Origin of the sequence: Undibacterium sp. RuTC16W (genome assembly GCF_049339445.1) — a bacterium.
In the GTDB taxonomy this organism is placed as follows: Bacteria; Pseudomonadota; Gammaproteobacteria; order Burkholderiales; family Burkholderiaceae_D; genus Undibacterium.
In genome coordinates this window covers 1-19,355 of record NZ_JBMPPE010000010.1, presented here as the reverse complement: position 1 = coordinate 19,355, position 19,355 = coordinate 1, and the positions used below count along the sequence as shown (strand labels likewise).

The 19,355-nt window shown below is 49.0% G+C and carries 13 protein-coding genes; 3 read left to right on the top strand and 10 right to left on the bottom strand.

Annotated features, from left to right (window positions below):
• Positions 1-106: 106 nt before the first annotated feature.
• The 10 genes from ACO0K4_RS16870 to ACO0K4_RS16825 form a co-directional block, all read right to left on the bottom strand.
• Positions 107-3,244: a glycosyltransferase gene (locus ACO0K4_RS16870; protein WP_422957833.1), complete on the bottom strand. Its 3,138-nt coding sequence runs from the start codon at positions 3,242-3,244 to the stop codon at positions 107-109.
• 2 nt (positions 3,245-3,246) lie between these two features.
• Positions 3,247-4,431 carry an FkbM family methyltransferase gene (locus ACO0K4_RS16865; protein ID WP_422957832.1) on the bottom strand — a complete coding sequence of 395 codons (1,185 nt, stop codon included), beginning with the start codon at positions 4,429-4,431 and terminating at the stop codon, positions 3,247-3,249.
• 13 nt (positions 4,432-4,444) lie between these two features.
• On the bottom strand, positions 4,445-5,509 hold the full coding sequence (locus tag ACO0K4_RS16860) for an FkbM family methyltransferase (RefSeq protein ID WP_422957831.1): 1,065 nt from the start codon (positions 5,507-5,509) through the stop codon (positions 4,445-4,447).
• A gap of 16 nt (positions 5,510-5,525) precedes the next feature.
• Complete coding sequence (locus ACO0K4_RS16855) at positions 5,526-6,821, bottom strand: ABC transporter ATP-binding protein (RefSeq protein WP_422957830.1); 1,296 nt, start codon at positions 6,819-6,821, stop codon at positions 5,526-5,528.
• The gene (locus ACO0K4_RS16850; RefSeq protein ID WP_422957829.1) at positions 6,821-7,621 is read right to left on the bottom strand and encodes an ABC transporter permease; all 801 of its coding nucleotides are present in this window, start codon (positions 7,619-7,621) and stop codon (positions 6,821-6,823) included. Before ACO0K4_RS16850 ends, ACO0K4_RS16855 begins: the two co-directional genes overlap by 1 nt.
• A 200-nt stretch (positions 7,622-7,821) precedes the next feature.
• The gene (locus tag ACO0K4_RS16845) at positions 7,822-9,276 is read right to left on the bottom strand and encodes a mannose-1-phosphate guanylyltransferase/mannose-6-phosphate isomerase (RefSeq protein ID WP_422957827.1); all 1,455 of its coding nucleotides are present in this window, start codon (positions 9,274-9,276) and stop codon (positions 7,822-7,824) included.
• Between the two features lie 305 nt (positions 9,277-9,581).
• Positions 9,582-10,388, bottom strand: coding sequence for a Crp/Fnr family transcriptional regulator (locus ACO0K4_RS16840; RefSeq protein WP_422957826.1), 807 nt, complete (start codon positions 10,386-10,388; stop codon positions 9,582-9,584).
• An 11-nt stretch (positions 10,389-10,399) separates the two neighbouring features.
• Entirely contained in the window at positions 10,400-10,741 is a 342-nt protein-coding gene (locus ACO0K4_RS16835; protein ID WP_422957825.1) for a VanZ family protein, read from the bottom strand.
• A gap of 84 nt (positions 10,742-10,825) precedes the next feature.
• Positions 10,826-12,070 carry a tetratricopeptide repeat protein gene (locus ACO0K4_RS16830; RefSeq protein WP_422957824.1) on the bottom strand — a complete coding sequence of 415 codons (1,245 nt, stop codon included), beginning with the start codon at positions 12,068-12,070 and terminating at the stop codon, positions 10,826-10,828.
• Positions 12,067-13,935 carry a CHASE2 domain-containing protein gene (locus tag ACO0K4_RS16825; RefSeq protein ID WP_422957823.1) on the bottom strand — a complete coding sequence of 623 codons (1,869 nt, stop codon included), beginning with the start codon at positions 13,933-13,935 and terminating at the stop codon, positions 12,067-12,069. The genes ACO0K4_RS16830 and ACO0K4_RS16825 overlap by 4 nt, the downstream gene beginning before the upstream one ends.
• 708 nt (positions 13,936-14,643) lie before the next feature.
• On the opposite strand from ACO0K4_RS16825, the gene ACO0K4_RS16820 reads away from it, so the two are divergent.
• The 3 genes from ACO0K4_RS16820 to ACO0K4_RS16810 all read left to right on the top strand — a co-directional run bounded on the left by ACO0K4_RS16820 (position 14,644) and on the right by ACO0K4_RS16810 (position 18,596).
• The gene (locus ACO0K4_RS16820) at positions 14,644-16,002 is read left to right on the top strand and encodes a FecR family protein (RefSeq protein ID WP_422957821.1); all 1,359 of its coding nucleotides are present in this window, start codon (positions 14,644-14,646) and stop codon (positions 16,000-16,002) included.
• Between the two features lie 885 nt (positions 16,003-16,887).
• Entirely contained in the window at positions 16,888-17,295 is a 408-nt protein-coding gene (locus ACO0K4_RS16815; RefSeq protein WP_422957820.1) for a helix-turn-helix domain-containing protein, read from the top strand.
• Positions 17,292-18,596, top strand: a complete 1,305-nt coding sequence (locus tag ACO0K4_RS16810) for a type II toxin-antitoxin system HipA family toxin (protein ID WP_422957819.1) — start codon at positions 17,292-17,294, stop codon at positions 18,594-18,596. The genes ACO0K4_RS16815 and ACO0K4_RS16810 overlap by 4 nt, the downstream gene beginning before the upstream one ends.
• Positions 18,597-19,355: the final 759 nt, after the last annotated feature.

Here is a 19,355-nt window from a genome sequence, read left to right as displayed (position 1 = left end):
CGTCTCTCAGGGCCATACTTGTTGCGGGCATCGCCGTAAAGTGAATGCCGTATTACCAGATTTAATTGAGCCAGGGGGCGCGATGAGATTTTTTACTTCTCTGGTCTTACTCCCGTACGCCAGGTTGTGGTGATATTTCGTGATGCCATCCTTTGTGCAATAGCGTATTCAATAGTTGAACCGCACTTTCTTCCCAGGTAAGCCAACGCATTTCAGTTGATTGCGGAACGCGATTTTCTTTCAATAGTTGCAACCATGTCTGAATGGTATCTGCCAGCACAGTAGTTGTCAAACCGTCAAAATAATAGGCATGTTCTCCCATTACTTCTCTGAATACCGGTATACCTCGCGCGATAATAGGCAGGCCATGTTGGGCTGCTTCAATCAAAGGCAAGCCAAAGCCTTCGCCCTCAGATGCAGCGAGTAAGCCTGAAGACCATTTGTATAGCTCCAGCAGCATTTCATCCGACGCATTGTGTAACCAGATGAGTCGCTTGCCGTTTTCCGGATGAGTCTGCAACCGTTCTGCGAGAGCATCGACCTTCCAGCCGTGTTTTCCTACGATGACCAGATTGACATCAATCCCTTGCGCCCATAACTGCTCAAATGCGTCCAGCGCATGAGTGTGACCTTTACGTGGTTCCAGGGTTCCCACCATGAGCAAGCTGGGGCGTATCTTAAGCAAATCGAGCAATAAGTCCGCGTCATCGTTTAATCCATAACTAGGTTTGCTGGCATCAATATCAGCACCCAGATGAAAGTAGCCGAGACGCAATGTATCTGCTCTTGCCGGCGAATTCCGGATCAGCCAGTTGGCTAATTCATCTGCAACCGCACGCGATATACACACCAGTCCGTCTGCAATATGGCTGATGGTATGAAGCCATCTTTCAAACTCTGCCTCAGTACCTTCAGGGAACACGTCAGGACGTAGCACAGGCAAGATGTCGTAGACCACAAAATATAGGTGCACGCCTTTATTTTTATAGTCCTGTAGCAGGCTGCGGTTTTGTCTGACGCCGCTAATCAGCAAGTCCAGACCCAGAAATATATCGCCATTCTGTATTTCAACCGGTGCATCTTCGTTGTCCGGTATTTCACATTCAAGCCAGTCTTGCAGATAGTGTCTGGCATAACGATAAGGCTCACCGCCACCCGGGCTGTATACAGGCTCAATTTTGTATTCCGCAGGAGGGGTGTTGAACAACGCAGTGATGATACTCCGCACTACCCGCTGAATTCCGGTTTTCAGATCAGATTGCACCAGAGCCGAAATATCAATCAGCAATTGACGTCGGCCAGTTGATGGCTGATTGGCGGCAATTGCGATGGCTACTTGCGTCAGCTGGTCTTCGGTTGCGATACCTGTCTGGCCGATGTTCTTGAGAAGATGGCGATAATGAAGCCTGACGCTGTGCTGTGACAGGTCCTCAATCGCATCACGGTAGAGTTCACCTGCTTTTTGTGGCGAGTGCTGTGTCGCAATGTACTTGCGGGCAGCGACCGAAAGCTGTTGCCGGAGTACCGGCTTGTGCCAGATATTAAGTAAAGTTGTGCTTAGCTGCTCGAGGGAAAACTGATCATCAATTTTTAACAACACGTCATCCGGTAACTCTGCGGTTGATCCATGCGCGTTGACGATAGTCGGTAAGCCATGCAATAAGCAATCGAGTACCGAAGCCGAGGTTTCTCCCCGGGTTTGCGTTCGCAATTGCACGGCAGTATTGGCAGCGATCAGATATTGGCAATACTCTTCATGAGATACAAAACCCGTGATTCTGACACTATGGCCCGCAGGATGCACAGCGATTTTACCGGTAATCTGCTGACCATAAATACCGCCATCGTTTTCACCGACAAAGATTAATTTGCAATGCGGATCAAGTGCCAGCGGCGAGTTTAGCCAGGCATCCAGCAGTTGCTCATTGCATTTAGTCATGCCCATCAGGCCAAACGAGCAGACGATAAAGTCAGTCTCTTTTAATTGCAAAAGACCACGTGCGCTAATACGGTCAAGGTCATGATGGGAATGACCTCGTAAAAGCGGGATCGTACGCCAGTTCGCCGCACTCTCGCGGCCATACCATTGTTCAGCTAATTGCCTAGGATAGTGCGAGTGAACAATCGTCCCTGCTGCGTGATCGAGTACCCCCTTATTGCACGGATATTTCCAAATGGATTCGGTAACGCCGATCTTTTTTTGATCCAAGACAGCATTTAAGCCGTGCGAATATTGCAGTGCTTTACCAAACGCATTGTCCAAATAAGCGCTATGGTCGAGATAATCGAGCACATTTGCCAGGAAAAAATCATGCAGCACGACAATACCGGGATGACGCTCAAGCAAACGAAACATATGCTTGTGCGCTGGTGAATTACCAATCTGGTAAAGCACATGATCAAATTCTTCCGCATGTGATTCAAACCACTCGACACTACGCACAGGGAATGCACCTGCTGACCATACGTCGCTGACCACAGGCTGGTCGAGAATCAGTTCTACATCATAGTAGCGGGCTAATTCGGGTATTAATTCAGCACTGTAGTCGGCTATCCCTGATCGCTCAGGTGGCAGCGGTGAGACGAAAGCAAGCCTTGAGCGCCGATGCTGTGTAGAGCGCTGTGACTTACGGTTCGCTATATCCAGCAGCGCAGACAGTATTGTGGCAGGATTACTTTCATCAACGATCAGAGGCGCGGTATCCGGGAGTACGGCGATACTTTTACGTGCTAATTCAGATGTCGTCAGTATTCCTGCTGCACGCTGTAAATTCGACTGTCGGCTAGCGTTTGTGGCATCGTCCGCTGCCAGTATAGGAATAATGGCATTTCCCACTAGAAAAACAGTCTGATATGTATCGAAATCTGGCACGACAGTACGTATCACATGAGGATCAATTGCCTCGATGATATGCGGTGCAAACACGATATCAGGATTCAGGCTAGCTAAAAAACCTGCCCGTACTTGTGCATGGATTTGTTGATTCTGATTAAGAACCGCAAGCGATATGCCATCCGTATTTTCTAAGCGTGGTGTATTGAAACTAATGATACGTTCGGCATTAACGACACCGTTAAATGCAGTACGGATAGGGGTAATGGTCGCAGCGAAGTGCATATTCAAGACTACCCAAACTTCATGTTCGCTAGCTAGCCGAGCGACTGAGAGGGCAACTAACAGAGTTTGTTCTGTAACTGCTGAGAGCCCACTTTGAGCTGCCTGTAAATCAATAACGATACGCATAATTATTTATTAATCGAACTGATACGATGTAAATCATCCAGTGTTTTGCGCGCAGATATCGTGAGATTACTGGGCTCAGGAGTAATGGCATCTGGTATTGCAGATGTATCTGCAGAATGTTCTAAATGACTGAGATTTGTTGAAATAACGACATTTTTTTTTGATCGCAGCGACGAGATTTTTTTTATACACCAGCGCAACGGACGGGTGAGTTTCCAGGAGCGGCTGGCATATAAGACTGCAAGTTGATGTTCTAAGTCTTTAACCTGCGCAATACTCTGCTGTAAGCTTAATTCTGATTCTATTATGCGAGCTTCGCAGTGAGTCGTTAGTTCTAATGCTTTTTCTTTCGCTATCTTGCGTTCTTCCACAAAGTAAGCAAGAGCTTCGAACGACTGCAGTTTAATTTTGTTCGCGTTGTCCAGCGCTTCACGCATCATGCGGTCGGCTTCAATCACTCTCTGGTTCGCAGCGTTCGTATTTGCCCAGGCCCGATCCAGATGCGTCGAAATGAAATCGTCAAACACATTCGCCTGCACGGAGAGGATGTCACGCAGCTCTATGTGTTCAATAGCGACATAATAACGATTCAAGCCATCGAAATAAGCAAAGTGGTAGTCGTGCGCAACAATTAAATGCTCCCAGGTTTCGTGATTAGTTACCCGGCTGTTTGGCATCGTTGCTTCTACGATTAAGATCCATGGGCGCCATTTTCTGAGATCTGCGCCGCGTAATACTTCCCCTTCAAAACCTTCAACATCGATTTTGAGAAAATGAATTTCTTGGGTGGCAGCATTCTCTGCGCAAATCTGGCTCAATGTACGTTGTGGAACCTTGAGCTCGATAACATCAAATCCGTCAGCCTTATGGGCACTTGCGACGGCTTCGTCGTTAGACGCCCAGCCGTTGACTGCCGGAACATCAAACAGTGTAATCTCCGCTTCCGTTGCGCCAGCAGCGATTGCGAGATTAATATCGCGTGGTCTTTGCTCCTGAAATGCGAGCTGAAACTTGGGGAGCGGTTCTATATTGATGCCGCTCCATCCTGCATCGTAGAACGCTTTGGTCACAGAGTGTTCTACGGGATCGTTCGCCCCAACATCGATATAAAACCCGTTCTTGATGTGGCCAAGTGCGCGCCATAGCAACACATCTTCAAAATTTTGAGAGTAAGAAATAAAAGGCATAATTTTGCAAGACCTAACGAAGATTGCCGCTGAACGCGGATGTCAATGCCGTACCGGATTGCGCGTCAAAATGTGCAGTGAGGAATTCTGCAAATGAGGATTTACCATAGACGAGCTGTGCGATGACCGCTTGTGCCAGCAGATCGCGTGGTGCAGGCAGCAATTCACTGCGTTTAAAGAAAATCGCGTCTCCCCAGCCGAGTCGGTCGCGGGACGTTTGATGTGACGCGCTATGGTAGGGGTAGTGGCATGTAGAACTAAAATCGACAAAATAAAATCCCTGTTCGCGGAGTAATGTTTCGACATCAGTGAACAGTGCTTGTCCTTGATAAATTTCAGCAAAAGACACTTCACAATGTACGACATTCGTTCGGCTCAGAGTTGCGGTCGCATGTTTCAATGCCTCAAGTTCAAACCCCTGGATATCCAGTTTTAAAAAATCGATACGGGTTACCTCTGTCAGAACCTGATCCAGTGTGCTGGTTGCTACTTGCTCAGTCTGGACTGTGGCGAGATGACTCAGATCGACCAGATCTTTTATCAGGGCTGTATTCAGCGGTAGAAGAGAAGAGGTCGCATCATAGTTATTGATATGAAACGTATGATTGCCGCCATCACCAATAAACGTGGGAAACAGCGTGACTCTGCTGTCTGGATGACGTTGTTGACTCTCCGCGATCTTATCTTCTAGCGGCTCGAAGCCGATCGTCTGGTAAGGTAAACCATGACTGGCAATCGCCGCATATACATGTTGTTCCCCCTCCAGCTCTTGCGCGCCGACATCGACGATAGTCAGAGGATCCTGCTCAAGCAATGGTAATGCCAGAGACGCCAGCGTTGTACTTACTGTTTTTTGTTGCGATTGTAATTGCAGATTTTTTTTAAATTCATCACTCTCTGCAATGGCATTCAGGATACTGCCGGGATTGCCGTGTTCTGTGATGGCCTGTGTCCAGTAATCTAATGCAGCCGGTTCTGGATCGCGTCCCAGCAAGCCACGATAAATGCTCCGTACTAGGGTTTCATTCCGGAACAGTAAAGTCAAATCAGGGGCGTCTTGCATGGCTAATGGTTTCATCGGTTCAAATCTTATTTCAATATTTTTCAAAGCTGAGTTGCGGCTGTAAATTAGTCAAACCTGCCCAGGTGATCGCCGAAGGATTAGGCAATACAACAAATGCACTGACCTCATGCAGATACGTAATCACTTCTTTAAATGCACCTTCGCCATAGCCGCCGTTCGCCAGGCCGATAGTAATGGTGTACTCATCGGGGAACAGGCTGAGCGCAAATGAAAATTCCACTGATAAAATCGTATTCGCCTCAGCCTGCCCCAGCGTTTCATGCATACAGTACGTATTGGTTTCGAACAGAACTACGCCATAACGGTTACGTATCTTAAATCCCGCATGAGGATCCTCAAGCGGCTGTCGGATCCTGAAGTCAATGCGCAAGGTGACACGTTCGTCCGCGAGCATGCTGTATTGGATACTGCCATCCTGTTGCACGAAGTTCACTCCAACGCAGTCTGCACGTCCGGTTGTAATACTGCCGGTTTTCCCCTCCAGTGCAGGCGCATCGGTGAGGCGCGTTTCGTGCCCGATACGTCGCTCCTGTTCGTGGCTGGTATTGACCTGCAAAGGTGTTTTTGCCTGATCCAGGCGACTCAGCAATTCAGCCTGATATAAATCAATCGCTTCTTTTGGCGCACCATCAAATGCCAGTCCGCCTTCCCGTATAAAAATACAGCGGGTACAGGTATTCAATACCGTGCCGGTACTATGCGATACAAATAGCAGAGTGGTTCCCGCCTTAGTGAATTGAGTGATGCGTTCAAAGCATTTTTGCTGAAAGAAGACGTCACCGACTGCCAGTGCTTCATCGACAATCAAAATATCAGGCCGTACACAGGTCGCTACACTAAAGGCAAGACGCATCTGCATACCGCTGGAATACACTCTTACTGGTGAGTCAATATAGTCACCAATTTCTGCAAATGCCTCAATCTGCGGCATCAACTGACTGATGTCTTCCATCGACAGGCCCATTAGCTGGCCTGCCATCAAAACATTGTCGCGTCCGTTGACATCAGGATGAAAGCCCATACCCAGCTCCAGCAAGGCCGCGATTCTGCCATTGCTCTGCACTGTTCCGGTGGTTGCCTGTGTTGTACCTGTAATCAGTTTGAGCAGTGTACTTTTACCTGCGCCATTGATACCGATGATGCCGACCGCTTCACCGGTCGTGATAGAGAAATTGATGTCCTTTAATACCCATTTCAAGCGATGTTGCACACCGAGAAAGGGTAGTACCCACTCAGCCAGACGCGACCAGCGGGTCGCATATTGTTTGTAGGCTTTGCCTAGATTATTAACGTTGATACTGCCCATCAGAGTTCATCCACCATTTCACCGACACGCTTACGGAATAGCTGCATGCCGAGCACACAGAGCAGGAGACTCAGCACCAGCGTTGGTAGCAGACTTTGCCAGGAGGGGAGCTGTGCACTAACCAGTATCGTCTGATATGCCGCCGTCATTTGTGCCATCGGGTTATAGACCAGCAATGCCCTGATCGGCGCTGGCAATATGCTGGACGGATACACAATGGGGGTAAGCCAGAACCAGAATTGAATAAAAATACTAAAAAATTGACCGACGTCCCGGAAGAAGACGTTCAGTACACCGATAATCATTGCCAGACCAATGGCAAATATCACCTGCAACAACAACACAGGCAATATCGCTAAGAACACCCACCCGGGAAAATTCCCCGATAAGATTAAAAACCCAGTGAACAGCCCAAAAATAATCGAGAAATTCAGGCAGGCATTCAACACAACAATGAGGGGCAAGCAGATCCGCGGGAAATTAATTTTTTTAATTACATTCGCATTATCCAGAAACATGGTTTGTCCACGCGCGACGATCTCAGCAAACAAGCCCCACGTCAGTATGCCTGCACACAGGTAGATGCTATAGGCAAACGCTGTATCTACCCCGGGCAGCCTGCTATGCATGACTTGAGCGAAGATCACGGTGTACACCAGAATCATCGCCAGCGGGTTCAGAACAGTCCAGGCGGCACCTAAAATTGCGTTGCCATATTTAGCCTGGAATTCGCGTTTAACGCTACCCAGAATAAAGCCGCGATATGCCCACAAGCCGCGTAACATAGCGACCGGAATCATTCCCTTAAGCCCTTATATCGCGGTTGAAAACAGAAGTGGAGTGTCATGTCAGAGCTGGGAGAAAATGCAATAGGTTTCAGCAACTTCCATCGTGAAATGGAAGTGACCATTATATGTCAGTCATGCCAGCCAAAAAGGCTGACGCGACATTGTCCGCGGACAAGTAAGGCTCAAGCGCAGTGCGCCATGAGATACATAATTTATCCGGCTACACGGCCATAAATATCATCGAAGCGGACAATATCATCTTCGCCCAGATACGCACCGGATTGTACTTCGATCAATTCCAGGTCAACCGTGCCCTGATTCTCCAGTCTATGCTTTACGCCTAGCGGAATATAGGTCGATTGATTTGCCACCAGCGTCATCGTCTCATCGCCACGAGTCACCAGAGCGGTGCCACTCACGACAATCCAGTGTTCCGCGCGATGGTGATGCATTTGCATCGATAAGCGGCCACCAGGGGTTACGACGATACGCTTTACCTGAAAATGTTCGCCGCTGTCGATAGAGTCATAATGACCCCATGGACGATAAACCTTGCGATGATTATCGGTTTGCGGATAGTTGCCCTCTTTCATGCGATTGACGATGCGTTTGATATTCTGCGTATTGTGCTTATTCGTTACAAGGACCGCATCGGGAGTTTCAATCACAATTGCATCATCGAGTCCAAGGCATGTAACCAGACGACTATCGGATATCACCAGACAATTGCGGGAATCCTCCATCATCACCTCACCATGGACCGAATTGCCCTGAGCGTCCTTATCAGACACTTGCCAGACCGCGTCCCAGGCACCGACATCAGACCAGCCCGCATCGAATGGCACCACACATCCCGGGATACCTAAATCCGGTGATGCCGGTAATTTTTCCATGACGGCATAATCGATCGAATCTGATGGGCATGACAGAAATAAATCTTTATCGACACGCACAAAATCACAATCCACTTTTGCTTCCTGCATAGAGCGTTTGCACGCGTCATACATTGCCGGATTGAGGTGAGCAATCGCTTTCAGCCATACGCTTGCGCGCAGCATAAAGATGCCGCTGTTCCAGAGATAATTACCCTCTTGCAGATATTGCTGTGCTGTTTCTAATGCAGGTTTTTCAACAAAAGCGCGCAAGCTCCTGGTCACCGAATCTGGCAACGCATCGCCGACCTGAATATAGCCGTAGCCCGTCTCCGGACGGTTTGGCACAATGCCGAAGGTGACCATCGCACCTGCGATCGCTTGCGGCAAACCGCTTTGTATTGCCGCATGAAACCCGGGCACATCGGCAATCACGTGATCTGCCGGCATAATCAATAAGACCGCATCGGCATCATTCTTCGCTGCTTCAATTGCTGCCAGCGTCAATGCCGGAGCGGTATTGCGACCAGCTGGCTCCAGCAGCAGGGTCGGTTTTGCAAAGCCGATAGCGCGTAACTGTTCTGCGGTGATAAACCGATATTCCTCGTTGCACACCACGATCATGGTTTGTGTCACCGGTAGTACACCGTCGAAATCCCGTATGCGCGTCGCGGTAGCTTGCAGCATGGTTTCTTCACCGATCAGGGCAAGGAGCTGCTTCGGGTGTTTTTCACGGGATAAGGGCCACAAACGAGTGCCAGAGCCACCCGATAAAATCACTGGTTGGAGTACCATCAAATTCTTTCAAAATCGGTATAAAAAATGGTTGCTACCTCATGCCGTACGCGTTACCAAGATCCAGTTCGCCGTCAGTTCTTGCAGTGCGTTCTCGCCGTTCGCTCTGACAAGCACTCTTATACTGTGAGGCTCTTGGCAGGAGGTGCAGACCGTAATTCTCAGGCACATCCGGCTTAGTCGCAATAGTTTTGTAAAAATACTATCAATTTGAATGCTGTGCGGCAAGATTACTTACAAATAGAAATAAATTTTCTGTTTTCTCGGCTTATTAGGAGCGACAGGGGGTTAATCAATGACAGAGATCAGTTCCCCAAAGCTAATTTTTGCAATTCTTCGGGTTTGCGAATAATCAGCCGGTGCAGATCTTTCTCAACGATTCCTTGTTGCGCCAAATGCAGCAGGGCACGTGTCACTGTCTCACGGCTGGTATTGATCATCATCGCAATATCCTGATGGGTCGGCAGATTTTCTACAATCTCCAGGTTACCTGGCACCAGCTTCTTCGACAGCTCAATAAATGCGTAAATCCGTCGCGAGGTGTTATTAATACTCAGCAGGGCACGGAATTCAGAGTCCCGCTGGATCTTACCCGCGAGATGCCGCAAGATCATATTCGCTACATTCGGCGAGTGTGCGAACAAATGTAACGCCGTTGCGCTCGGTAAAAAAGCCACCAGTACATTGCTCAGGGCAACCACTGAGGCGGAACGGGTAGAGCCGTTAATAATCGCAATTTCACCAAAAAAATCGCCCTCATTCAGCATTCGCAGACCAATGGCTCTGCCGTCTTCTGTCACGTCGACGACCTGTAACTGACCTGAGAGTAAAAATAACAGACTGTCGCCCAGTCCGCCTTTTTGCAGTACGACGTCACGGCGGTTGAATTGTTTGACGCGCAAATCCGTCTTGACCCTTTGCATTTCCTCTTCAGTCAGATTCGCAAACAAAGGAATCTTCCTCAGATGTACGGTGATCTGATTGACCTTTAGCTGCACCTTGGTCTGTATCTGTATCTTGACCTGAATCTGCTCAGGCGCGTTGATTACTGCCGCAGTCTCTGCAGCAGCAGCTTTATCAGTCACAACGGTGATATTGTTTGAGACAGTCATTAACGAAAAATTTACCCGATGTGATCTACAAAACTATAAAAAAACAGCAATGACGCAATGGTTCCCACACCTGCCGTATTGGCCGCCATATCACGCCAGCAGAATTGCCTCCCCGGTACCCAATGCTGGAGAATTTCAATCAGCAATCCGGCAAGCAGCAGGCCTGCAAACCAATAAACCAGTTCCTCATTGCTATGTACAACCAGTCGCGCCAAAACCGCTAATCCGGCAAACGCGATAAAGTGCATCCACTTATCGTTGCGTATAGGCGGCAACCAGCTTGCAGGCACCAGACAGCCCACGCAGATCACAGCAGATGCAAAAATAAATAACGCAATTTCGGGAAACATCATCAATTCACAAAAAAACTACAACGTAATAGCGACTACCGGACGTCTTAATTAGCTCTTAAATATTTTTTAAAACCAGGCCACACTCTAAAAACCTTGCCACAGCCAGCTGGCTTGTAGCACCTTACTGTTGTACTCAAACAGGGAGATATTTTCACGATTTCTGACCTGGCGAACCTCAAACAGCACGCTGTGATTCTCCCTGACCGGAAAACTCAATGCCGCCCGGACTGTTTGCGTGCGTTGATTTCTTGCGACATCAATCAGGCCGGGTGAATATACCTGCTCGCTTTGCCAGCGCTGAAAAGTCCATCCAAGTTCGCCAAATATCTGATCGTTGATCCTGCCCCTGCCTTGCAAGCTTGCAATCTCTCCTGAGCGGTGTCCGCCAATCCGGTTACTGTTAGCGCGGTCAGATAAATACGCAATACTCGCTTGCGCCCGATAAGCATTTTTTTGATAGCTGAACAGGCTGCGTAATTCCCATGTATTCGCGTCATAACCAAGCAAGGTCGGATATTGAGTCCGTGTCACGCCACCGATAAGACTCCACTGCATAGAATCCGGTAATTTAATTGGCGGCACAACGCGGGTTTGCAATAGCTGTTGTGTCTGATACAGATGCGAATCCAGCGTTAAACCTCCCAGCATCGCCATCTGACTGACGTTCCAGTTCCCTAACTTCCAGGGATGCTCAATCCCAACGCCGATGGCCAGCGTATTAAATTGCGATAAATTGTCGTATTTTCTGACACGCAATTGCGCAAAACCCATGGTGCTACCCGGTGTTAATTCGCGCAGATAATCGGCCGATATCGTGCTGAATTTATCTTTCTTGGGTAAATATTCCGGGAGCAATTGCAAGTCGATATGGTTAGTGCCGCTACCCAGTCCAAAATTCGGATTGCTCGCACCCTGATTCACATTGCTATCAATTCCCCGTTCCAGCAATACCGATAACCGGCTGTTCGCACGAGGACTCTGGCACCCCTGAGCACGATGCTTCGCAATCACCTCAAGAATCGCTGGCGCCGGCGCAAACCGGGTCACGATATCCGCGAATAAATTTTCTGCTTCTTTTGCATTACCCAATTCGCATTGGATAATCGCCAGATCCAATAACGCACCGGCATGCTGCGGCTCAATGGTGATGAGCTTGCTTAAAATATCTTTCGCATCCTGGCTGCGATGCTCATGGATGGCGCGCAGCGCGTCGAGATACAAGTCCTCGCTCGATCCGGGGTCCGCATGTGCCGTTGTGTACGCACACACGCTGATCGCCAGAGCGAGCGCCAGCATTGCCCATGGACGGATTCTGGAGGCGCTTGTCACTGGTTCAGCTCCAGCGTAAATAACTTGCTCGGATGTTCCCTGCCTTTTAATATCCGTTCCCCTAAAAACTTAAACTGATGGCGTGTTGCACACGTCACCGTACCCTGCCCGATGATGATGTCATACGGAAAATCCCGTGCCACATCTTCCAGGCGTGATGCCACGTTGACGCTATCGCCGACAGCGGTATAAATACTGCGGAACGATGTCCCAAAATCACCTGCCATCGCAATACCGCTCTCGACGCCGATACGTGCCCTGACTGGTGACAAACCTGCGCGTTTACGTGCAGTATTAAATGAACGTAAATTCAACATGATCTGGATACCGGCATCCAGCGCAAGATCCGCGTGATTGTCGACCGGTAACGGAGCACCCCAGAATGCCACCAGGCCGTCGCCTGTATATTTGTCCAGCGTGCCTCCCATGGCCAATACCGGACCGGTCAGGCACTCCAAAAAGTCCCTCGTCAGTCTGGCCGCATCCTGAATCGGCAAACTTGCTACATGGCTGGTGTAGGCTTCCATATCCGCAATCAATGTCGTCACATGCAATTGACGAGGTGCCAGAGGATCTTTTAAATCACTGCGCAACAATTCATCGACCACCGCTTTCGCAACATACTGCTGTAGCGTCCCCAGCAAACGTTGTGATTTACCTTGCGAAACCTGCCAGCCATATGGAACGGCAATCGTCAGCAAAAACAGATTCGACAGCAAAGGGCCGGTCGGCGCAAAAAAATCATCATGCGGATGAATAATATAAGCGCACATCACCCAGATAACCGACGCCCCGGCCAATATCGCGATATTGCTCAACGCCGACAGGCGTGGAAAGGTGTACATCGCCACCATCGCCACAGCGATTGAAAACATCAGCGCCAGCCACCTCCCTTGCCAGGCGTGAGGCGCAGTCCCCTCCTGTATATCCAGCAGGTCCGACAAGGCCGATGTATGCACCAAAAAACCGCTGGTTGACGGTGACAACGGCGTACTGACACGATCAGATAGATTCAGTGATGACGACCCCAGTATGACCAGCTTCCCTTTCAGGAACTCTGACGGAGCAGTTAAATTCAATATGTCTGACGCTTTGATAATCGTAAAAGCAGAAAGGCTATGCCGGTAAGGAACCCGGATAAAACCAGCCTTTTTAATTTTGGCTCCGGACAATCCCGCTTGCGACAGTGCGCTGCTTCCCTTCGCCACTGCGCAGCAATCGAATAAGGCACGTGACAGTGTTGGATACACACGTCCTTCAAACAATGTCTGTGGCGGCAGGTGCCGCAGTACACCGTCAGCATCCGGTATAAAGCCGATATTGCCCACCGATGTTGCGCCGCTTAGTCCTGCATGGTTACCGATATACCCGCTGGCTTTGGCGGCCGGACTGAATTGTGTAGCCGCCACGCCGCCAATCAGCTTGCCAATCCGCAGAGGCGCATGGTCGTAATCAAATACCTGCGCCATCACGACAGGGCCATGCTGCGCCAGCATCGCCAGCCGCATATCACCCTCAGCATCTGCCGGTTCAGAAAAAAACAAATCCAGCGCAACTCCCCGCACGCCATAAGTACCGACAAGATGCTCAATCAAATCCGCAATACGAGCTCTTGGCCACGGCCAAGGGCCAATTGCAGCCAGGCTGGTCTCATCAATATCCACCATCGTAATGCGAGTTTCAGGAGTGTCGCTGGCATGAGCCACTACATAGCGATCACGCAACCATTCATCGCCAGGATAAGCACTGACCGGCAACGTCGCCCACTCTGCTGCAACCGTAATGCACACAGCACAAATCCCGATCAGCCACCATACGGCAGCAGAAGAAATCGACATCAGGCGGGATCGCAATGAGCGCATCATTGTCAAAACGCAGAAAGCCTGGCTACGCACATGCGCAACTGGTTGAGTGAAAAAATAGCAATAAGATGCAAAATGCAGAGTTCCGGTCTGAAGTAATAATGAATATTGGCAAGCTTGAGGCGATCTGCCAGGTCTATCTTTATGCGGCTTGTAGGACAATTAATGCGCCACAAGTTCCTTACACGTGCAATTCCTCTTCAAAAAATCCAGCCAATGTCCAGCTAATGATTGCCGGTAATTTCTCTCAGGACAAATTAATTAATAAATAAACAAATATTTTACAGGCAACAGCAAGGCATGTCCAAAGTCAATAAGCACCTGAAAATTCTGTTTGAATTTCGTGCTATATTACGACAAAATCGCCAAAAATGTGACGTGCATCACATAAACATTTGCATTAAAGAGGATAATTCGGTAAATAAGCGTTCCCCCTGTACAAAAAATCTGGGAACCCCGAGAGCAATCGTTATTTCCGTCTCGAGTGACTGTTCTCAGTGCGCGACACAGTGTGCCGCTGCCCATGACAGTCGAAGCGATTAAGGAACAACGCAGCAGAATAAAACCCCTTGCCGTAAGCGGGAGAAGAGCGCCAAAGCCAAAGCCTTAATGCGATGCTCTGCAATATGGTGATGAAGCAGCAAGAACGAAGCAACAATTCAGGCAGTAAATCTGTAATACCAGTAAGTCATGCAACACAAAGGAAGCGCCATGAAACGCCATATCACTACCCTGATTCACTCGATAATCCTGCTCGCAGCAACTGTCGCGGCATCCGCCCACGCCGATGATGCAGGACGTATTGTATTTGTCTCAGGTAAGGCAGAGCTTGGTGGTCAGCCTGTTGCGCTTAACAGCACTGTCAGTGAAGGCGCCGAACTCAGTACCGGCGCCGATGGCTATCTCTATCTCAAGACCGTCGATAATGGCTTCTTCATCCTGCGCCCGAACAGCCGCGCCCGCATTGTCGCCTATCACATCGACGCCAAAGACCCCGCCAATACCCGCATCAAGCTAGAACTCGTCAATGGCGTTGCGCGTAGTATCTCTGGCGATGCAGTGAAACAGGCGCGTCAAAATTTCCGCTTCAATACACCTGTAGCAGCGATAGGCGTGCGCGGTACGGATTTCACCGTCTACACCACTCAGGACACATCGCGTGTTGCCGTGATCTCAGGCGGTATTGTCGTCAGTGGTTTTGTCTCTGGCTGCGCCCCTCAGGGCAATGGTCCATGCGAAGGCAGTGCCAGCGCCGAACTCTTCGCGCGTCAACAAGGACAACTGCTGCAAATCACCAAAGATCAGGTCAAACCCCAGCTGCTACAGAGCAATGGGGCCGCCCCCGACATCATCGCGCCACCGCGCCCCGACGAACCTAACGGAAAAAATGCCAGCGCGGCCTCCGGCAGCACTAGTCCCGCTCCCGCCATACCTGGTGCGAATGAGCTGAACCTCGATCCTAAAAAAGGTGATGGACTCAAACAGGCAATCGCAAACGGCAACAGCAACGTCACGCCACCGGTTGTCGTTCCGCCAGTGGTAGTGCCACCAGTCGTACAGCCCGTTGCCAATCAAATCATCTGGGGACGTTGGGCCGAAGTCCTCGGGCAGCCTGCCAAGCTTGATTTTGTTAAATTGAGCGGAGAAGCCAAAACCATCGCGATCGTCGACAACTTCGCCCTGTTTCAGGTCAAAGGTACAGAATGGCAAATCCCCAACACCGGCAGCATGGGCTTTGCCCTCAAAGATAGCGAAGCCTATGTCAGAGACGAGGCAAAAGGTGTCATGAGTGCCGCCCAAGTCCAGAACGCCAGCCTCAATGTCAATTTTGCCAAGGCGACTTTCGTCACTAACTTTGATTTGCAGACCAATATCGGCACCTACAAACTCAATAGCAACGGCAGCGTTGACAGCAAAGGGCAATTCAGCAACGACAATATTTTCACGTCGAATGCCTCAGTACAAGGCGTACTGACCTCCGAAAACGGTGGCTCAGCCGCCTACCTGTTCCGCGCCAGACTGGACGATACGCATCTTGCTACTGGTGCAACGCTATGGGCAAAGAAATAAGCCAGCATTCATAGTCACCCACAAAGCGCGTCATCCCGGCGCGCTTGCAGTAGGAACTCTATCTAATTGCCGCCCCCACTTTTTAAGCCAAGGGTGACGCAAGTAATTTCCCTGGATTCCAGCGTAAGATTTGTTCCCCTCTTTCGAGTACGATGTCACGAACATCGTACTCAATGTCACTATCAACATAGTGCCCCAACATGGCGTAGTGCCATTCAGTTAAGCCCCCAACCTAAAGTCGTCGTCCTTGCACAGGCAGGGATCTAGCGTCTTGTGGTAATGACATCATTCGATTCCAGCCTTCGCCGGAATGCTCTAAGACTGACGTAAAACCAAGACCTCTCACCACAGAGGCACAGAGACACAGAGAAAAGCAGGAGTAAGCAGCATGTCGTTCAGTTAGGCCACAAACCTAGCGTCGTCATCCCCGCGCAGGCAGGGGTTTAGCGTCTTTGGGTAATGACGTCATTCGATTCCGGCCTTCGCCGGAATGCTCTAAGACTGACGCAAAACCAAGACCTCTCACCACAGAGGCACAGAGACGCAGAGAAAAACAGGAGTAAGTAGTAATGTCATTCAGTTAAAACCCAGAGCCGTACATTGCAGCACTTCTTCTGTGCCCCCGACATCAAATTAAGTACGGACTGCTTGATCATTTCTTTTGCCAGTAACTAAAAAAACTCGATCCACATGAGCTTATTGCAAGCGCTGATGGTGCCCGCACTGAGGCGCTCTGTGTGTCACTTCTGCCAGGCACTATGCTTATTCAGACTCAATCGCACGCCTGATTAGTTGTTGGCATGCCTGAGTATTTGATACTTGTAAATAGCTATATTTAGCGTATTATTGAGTAATATTAATTTAAATAATCATAAGTAACTATTTATGAATCTCTTCGACCTCGGCCAAGCGCTCAAAGAAGCTCGTATCCGCCAACAGCTTACGCAAAGTGAATTGGCCGGTCGAACTGGTATTAGCCTGTCTAGTATTTCTGGCCTGGAGCGAGGTATTTTGTCTGAGATTGGCGTCGTCAAGCTATTGCAGCTTTTTTCCGCAGTTGGTATACAGCTGCACACGAAGCCTGCTGGACAACGTCGTACACTAGACGACGCACGCAGAGAGCAGCAACAGGAAGTTATTTCTCCGCTCATCATTCAACAAGCGTCCAGTCAGTTTGCCGTAGCTCGTCCAAACGACTCAATTGCCACAAGATTGGAAACAAACCGTAGGACACAAAAGCAGTACACGGCAAAACAGCGTGTGCGACATTCCAAAAAAGCATCAGCACCATGAGTAATTTATTAGATGTGTATGTTCTTGATCGTCTGGTTGGTTTGCTCAGCGATGAAGGTAACCAATTTGTGTTCAGCTACCTACCCAATACCCCTCAGGACCATGTCGTGTCACTCACAATGCCTGTGCGCCTGGAAAGCTACGTCTGGCAGCGAGCCTTGTTCCCCATCTTTCAGCAGAATTTGCCTGAGGGATTTAAAAAAGACTTGATCCGGCAACGACTTGGTCCACATGCCGATGTGACTGATTGGGGCTTGTTAGAATTAACAGGTAAGAACGTGATCGGACGCGTACGTGTTGTGCCACACGGTTTATCTGTTCGTACTGAACTCACAAATATCGAAGCTGCCCGTATTTTGGCTAGTACCGATTCACAATCCAGCTTGCTACTTTATTTGAACGAGGGCGTACTGGAGGGGATTTCCGGTGTCATGCCAAAAGCATTCAATGGTAACGCTAAGGCAACTATCTGGACAGATGATGTTATTTTAAAGACTGGCACACAAGACATCCCCGGATTAGCTATCAACGAGTATTTGTGCCTTGAGGTGGCACGAGCAGCAGGTCTGAACGTGCCCGAAACAACATTGTCCCAAGATGGGCAAGTACTGACCATTGCGCGATTTGACCGGCGGAGTGGGCAGCAAATTGCCGTAGAAGATTTTTGTTCTATTGCCGCTTTTGATCCCGTCAATAAGTACAAGGGAACATTAGAGCGATTAGCAGACCTCCACAATGAGTATGTGACTTCTCATGACAGGCAAGAAAGTGCAAAGCATCTCTATAAATTAATATTGCTTAATTACGCACTGCACAATGGCGACGCGCATTTAAAAAACTTTGCATTGATTTATTCCAATTACAACGACGCAATCCTTGCCCCCGTCTACGACATAGTAACAACATCGGCATACCCTCATCTCGAGGACAGGCCAGCGATGACCTTGCAAGGCAAGAAGGCCTGGTGGATGGGAAAGCAACTCCGAACGTTCGGAGCAACGCGACTATCATTGCTCACAAGAGATCTGGATGACGCCGAACTGAATATTCATCATGCCATCGATCAAACTTTCCCGTTAATATCGCTGATGATAGAGCGTTATCCCTATTTTCGAGACACTGGGAAACGTATGCTGCTTGAATGGACTAACGGAAAACAAGATATCACTGCCAGCGCAAAAAAAAGGGCGGCGTCGGATCGTGCAATTTTGGATGAGATGACATTGTCGGACGTAAAAACACAAAAAAAGAAAAGTAATCACCGCCCCGACTCACTACTCAAAATGAAAAAGGGAAAATGAGGCGCGCCCCATATAGACGAGCCATTCGTCCTGACGCTGTTTAGTGAGACTGTGCCCCTTGCTTTGTTATTCCGGCGAAGGCCGGAATCTAGTGAGGTTATTGCCATAAGACGCTGGATCCTTCGCCGGAATGACAAAGCAAAGGTCACAACTTAACTAAGCGGTATTAGGCCATCCGCTGTCTGATAGGATCCTTGAAGATTCTTGCAACTCATTGGTCGGCTCCTTTTACGCTAGCTCTGAACACTTATTCGTCAGAGGCCCCGCTAATTATTTGATATATCCCCTCAAATCTCCTAATGTAGACTATTCGCTAACAACTGTTTTGGCCTTATAGGGAATTTACTTACCCAAATGCAAAAATAGAGTTAGCAATCTCCTAAAGCGTATCCGATTCCGATAGCTTCTTTTGGTATACTAAAGTTAACAGTGGATTGGATGACAAAGAGGGAGATGGTCGTAATGCATTCTTACAAAATCTTCGTCGATATTATTGTTTTTGTGATGCATGTCACATAAAGTTGTAAGGTCTTCTGCCATCATCCGCTACGCTGTGATGCAGAATACGCACTGTAGTTCTGCAAATTAACTTAACTCTGAAAATTTATTAGGAGCTTTAAATGGGTATTTACACAAACGCGGTACAGAAACTGTACGTAGCATACTTCAGCCGTCCTGCTGATCCAGCTGGCTTGCAATACTGGGAATCCGTAGTTGCTGCCAATGCTGGCTCTACTACAGCTGTTAGCGCAGCATTCT

Excerpts from the sequence above, each read along its gene's own strand:
- ACO0K4_RS16815 (WP_422957820.1), top strand. The coding sequence starts at position 16,888 with ATGAATCTCTTCGACCTCGGCCAAGCGCTCAAAGAAGCTCGTATCCGC.
- ACO0K4_RS16825 (WP_422957823.1), bottom strand. The coding sequence starts at position 13,935 with ATGATGCGCTCATTGCGATCCCGCCTGATGTCGATTTCTTCTGCTGCC.
- ACO0K4_RS16820 (WP_422957821.1), top strand. The coding sequence starts at position 14,644 with ATGAAACGCCATATCACTACCCTGATTCACTCGATAATCCTGCTCGCA.
- ACO0K4_RS16855 (WP_422957830.1), bottom strand. The coding sequence starts at position 6,821 with ATGGGCAGTATCAACGTTAATAATCTAGGCAAAGCCTACAAACAATAT.
- ACO0K4_RS16835 (WP_422957825.1), bottom strand. The coding sequence starts at position 10,741 with ATGATGTTTCCCGAAATTGCGTTATTTATTTTTGCATCTGCTGTGATC.
- ACO0K4_RS16810 (WP_422957819.1), top strand. The coding sequence starts at position 17,292 with ATGAGTAATTTATTAGATGTGTATGTTCTTGATCGTCTGGTTGGTTTG.
- ACO0K4_RS16865 (WP_422957832.1), bottom strand. The coding sequence starts at position 4,431 with ATGCCTTTTATTTCTTACTCTCAAAATTTTGAAGATGTGTTGCTATGG.
- ACO0K4_RS16850 (WP_422957829.1), bottom strand. The coding sequence starts at position 7,621 with ATGATTCCGGTCGCTATGTTACGCGGCTTGTGGGCATATCGCGGCTTT.
- ACO0K4_RS16860 (WP_422957831.1), bottom strand. The coding sequence starts at position 5,509 with ATGAAACCATTAGCCATGCAAGACGCCCCTGATTTGACTTTACTGTTC.
- ACO0K4_RS16870 (WP_422957833.1), bottom strand. The coding sequence starts at position 3,244 with ATGCGTATCGTTATTGATTTACAGGCAGCTCAAAGTGGGCTCTCAGCA.
- ACO0K4_RS16840 (WP_422957826.1), bottom strand. The coding sequence starts at position 10,388 with ATGACTGTCTCAAACAATATCACCGTTGTGACTGATAAAGCTGCTGCT.
- ACO0K4_RS16845 (WP_422957827.1), bottom strand. The coding sequence starts at position 9,276 with ATGGTACTCCAACCAGTGATTTTATCGGGTGGCTCTGGCACTCGTTTG.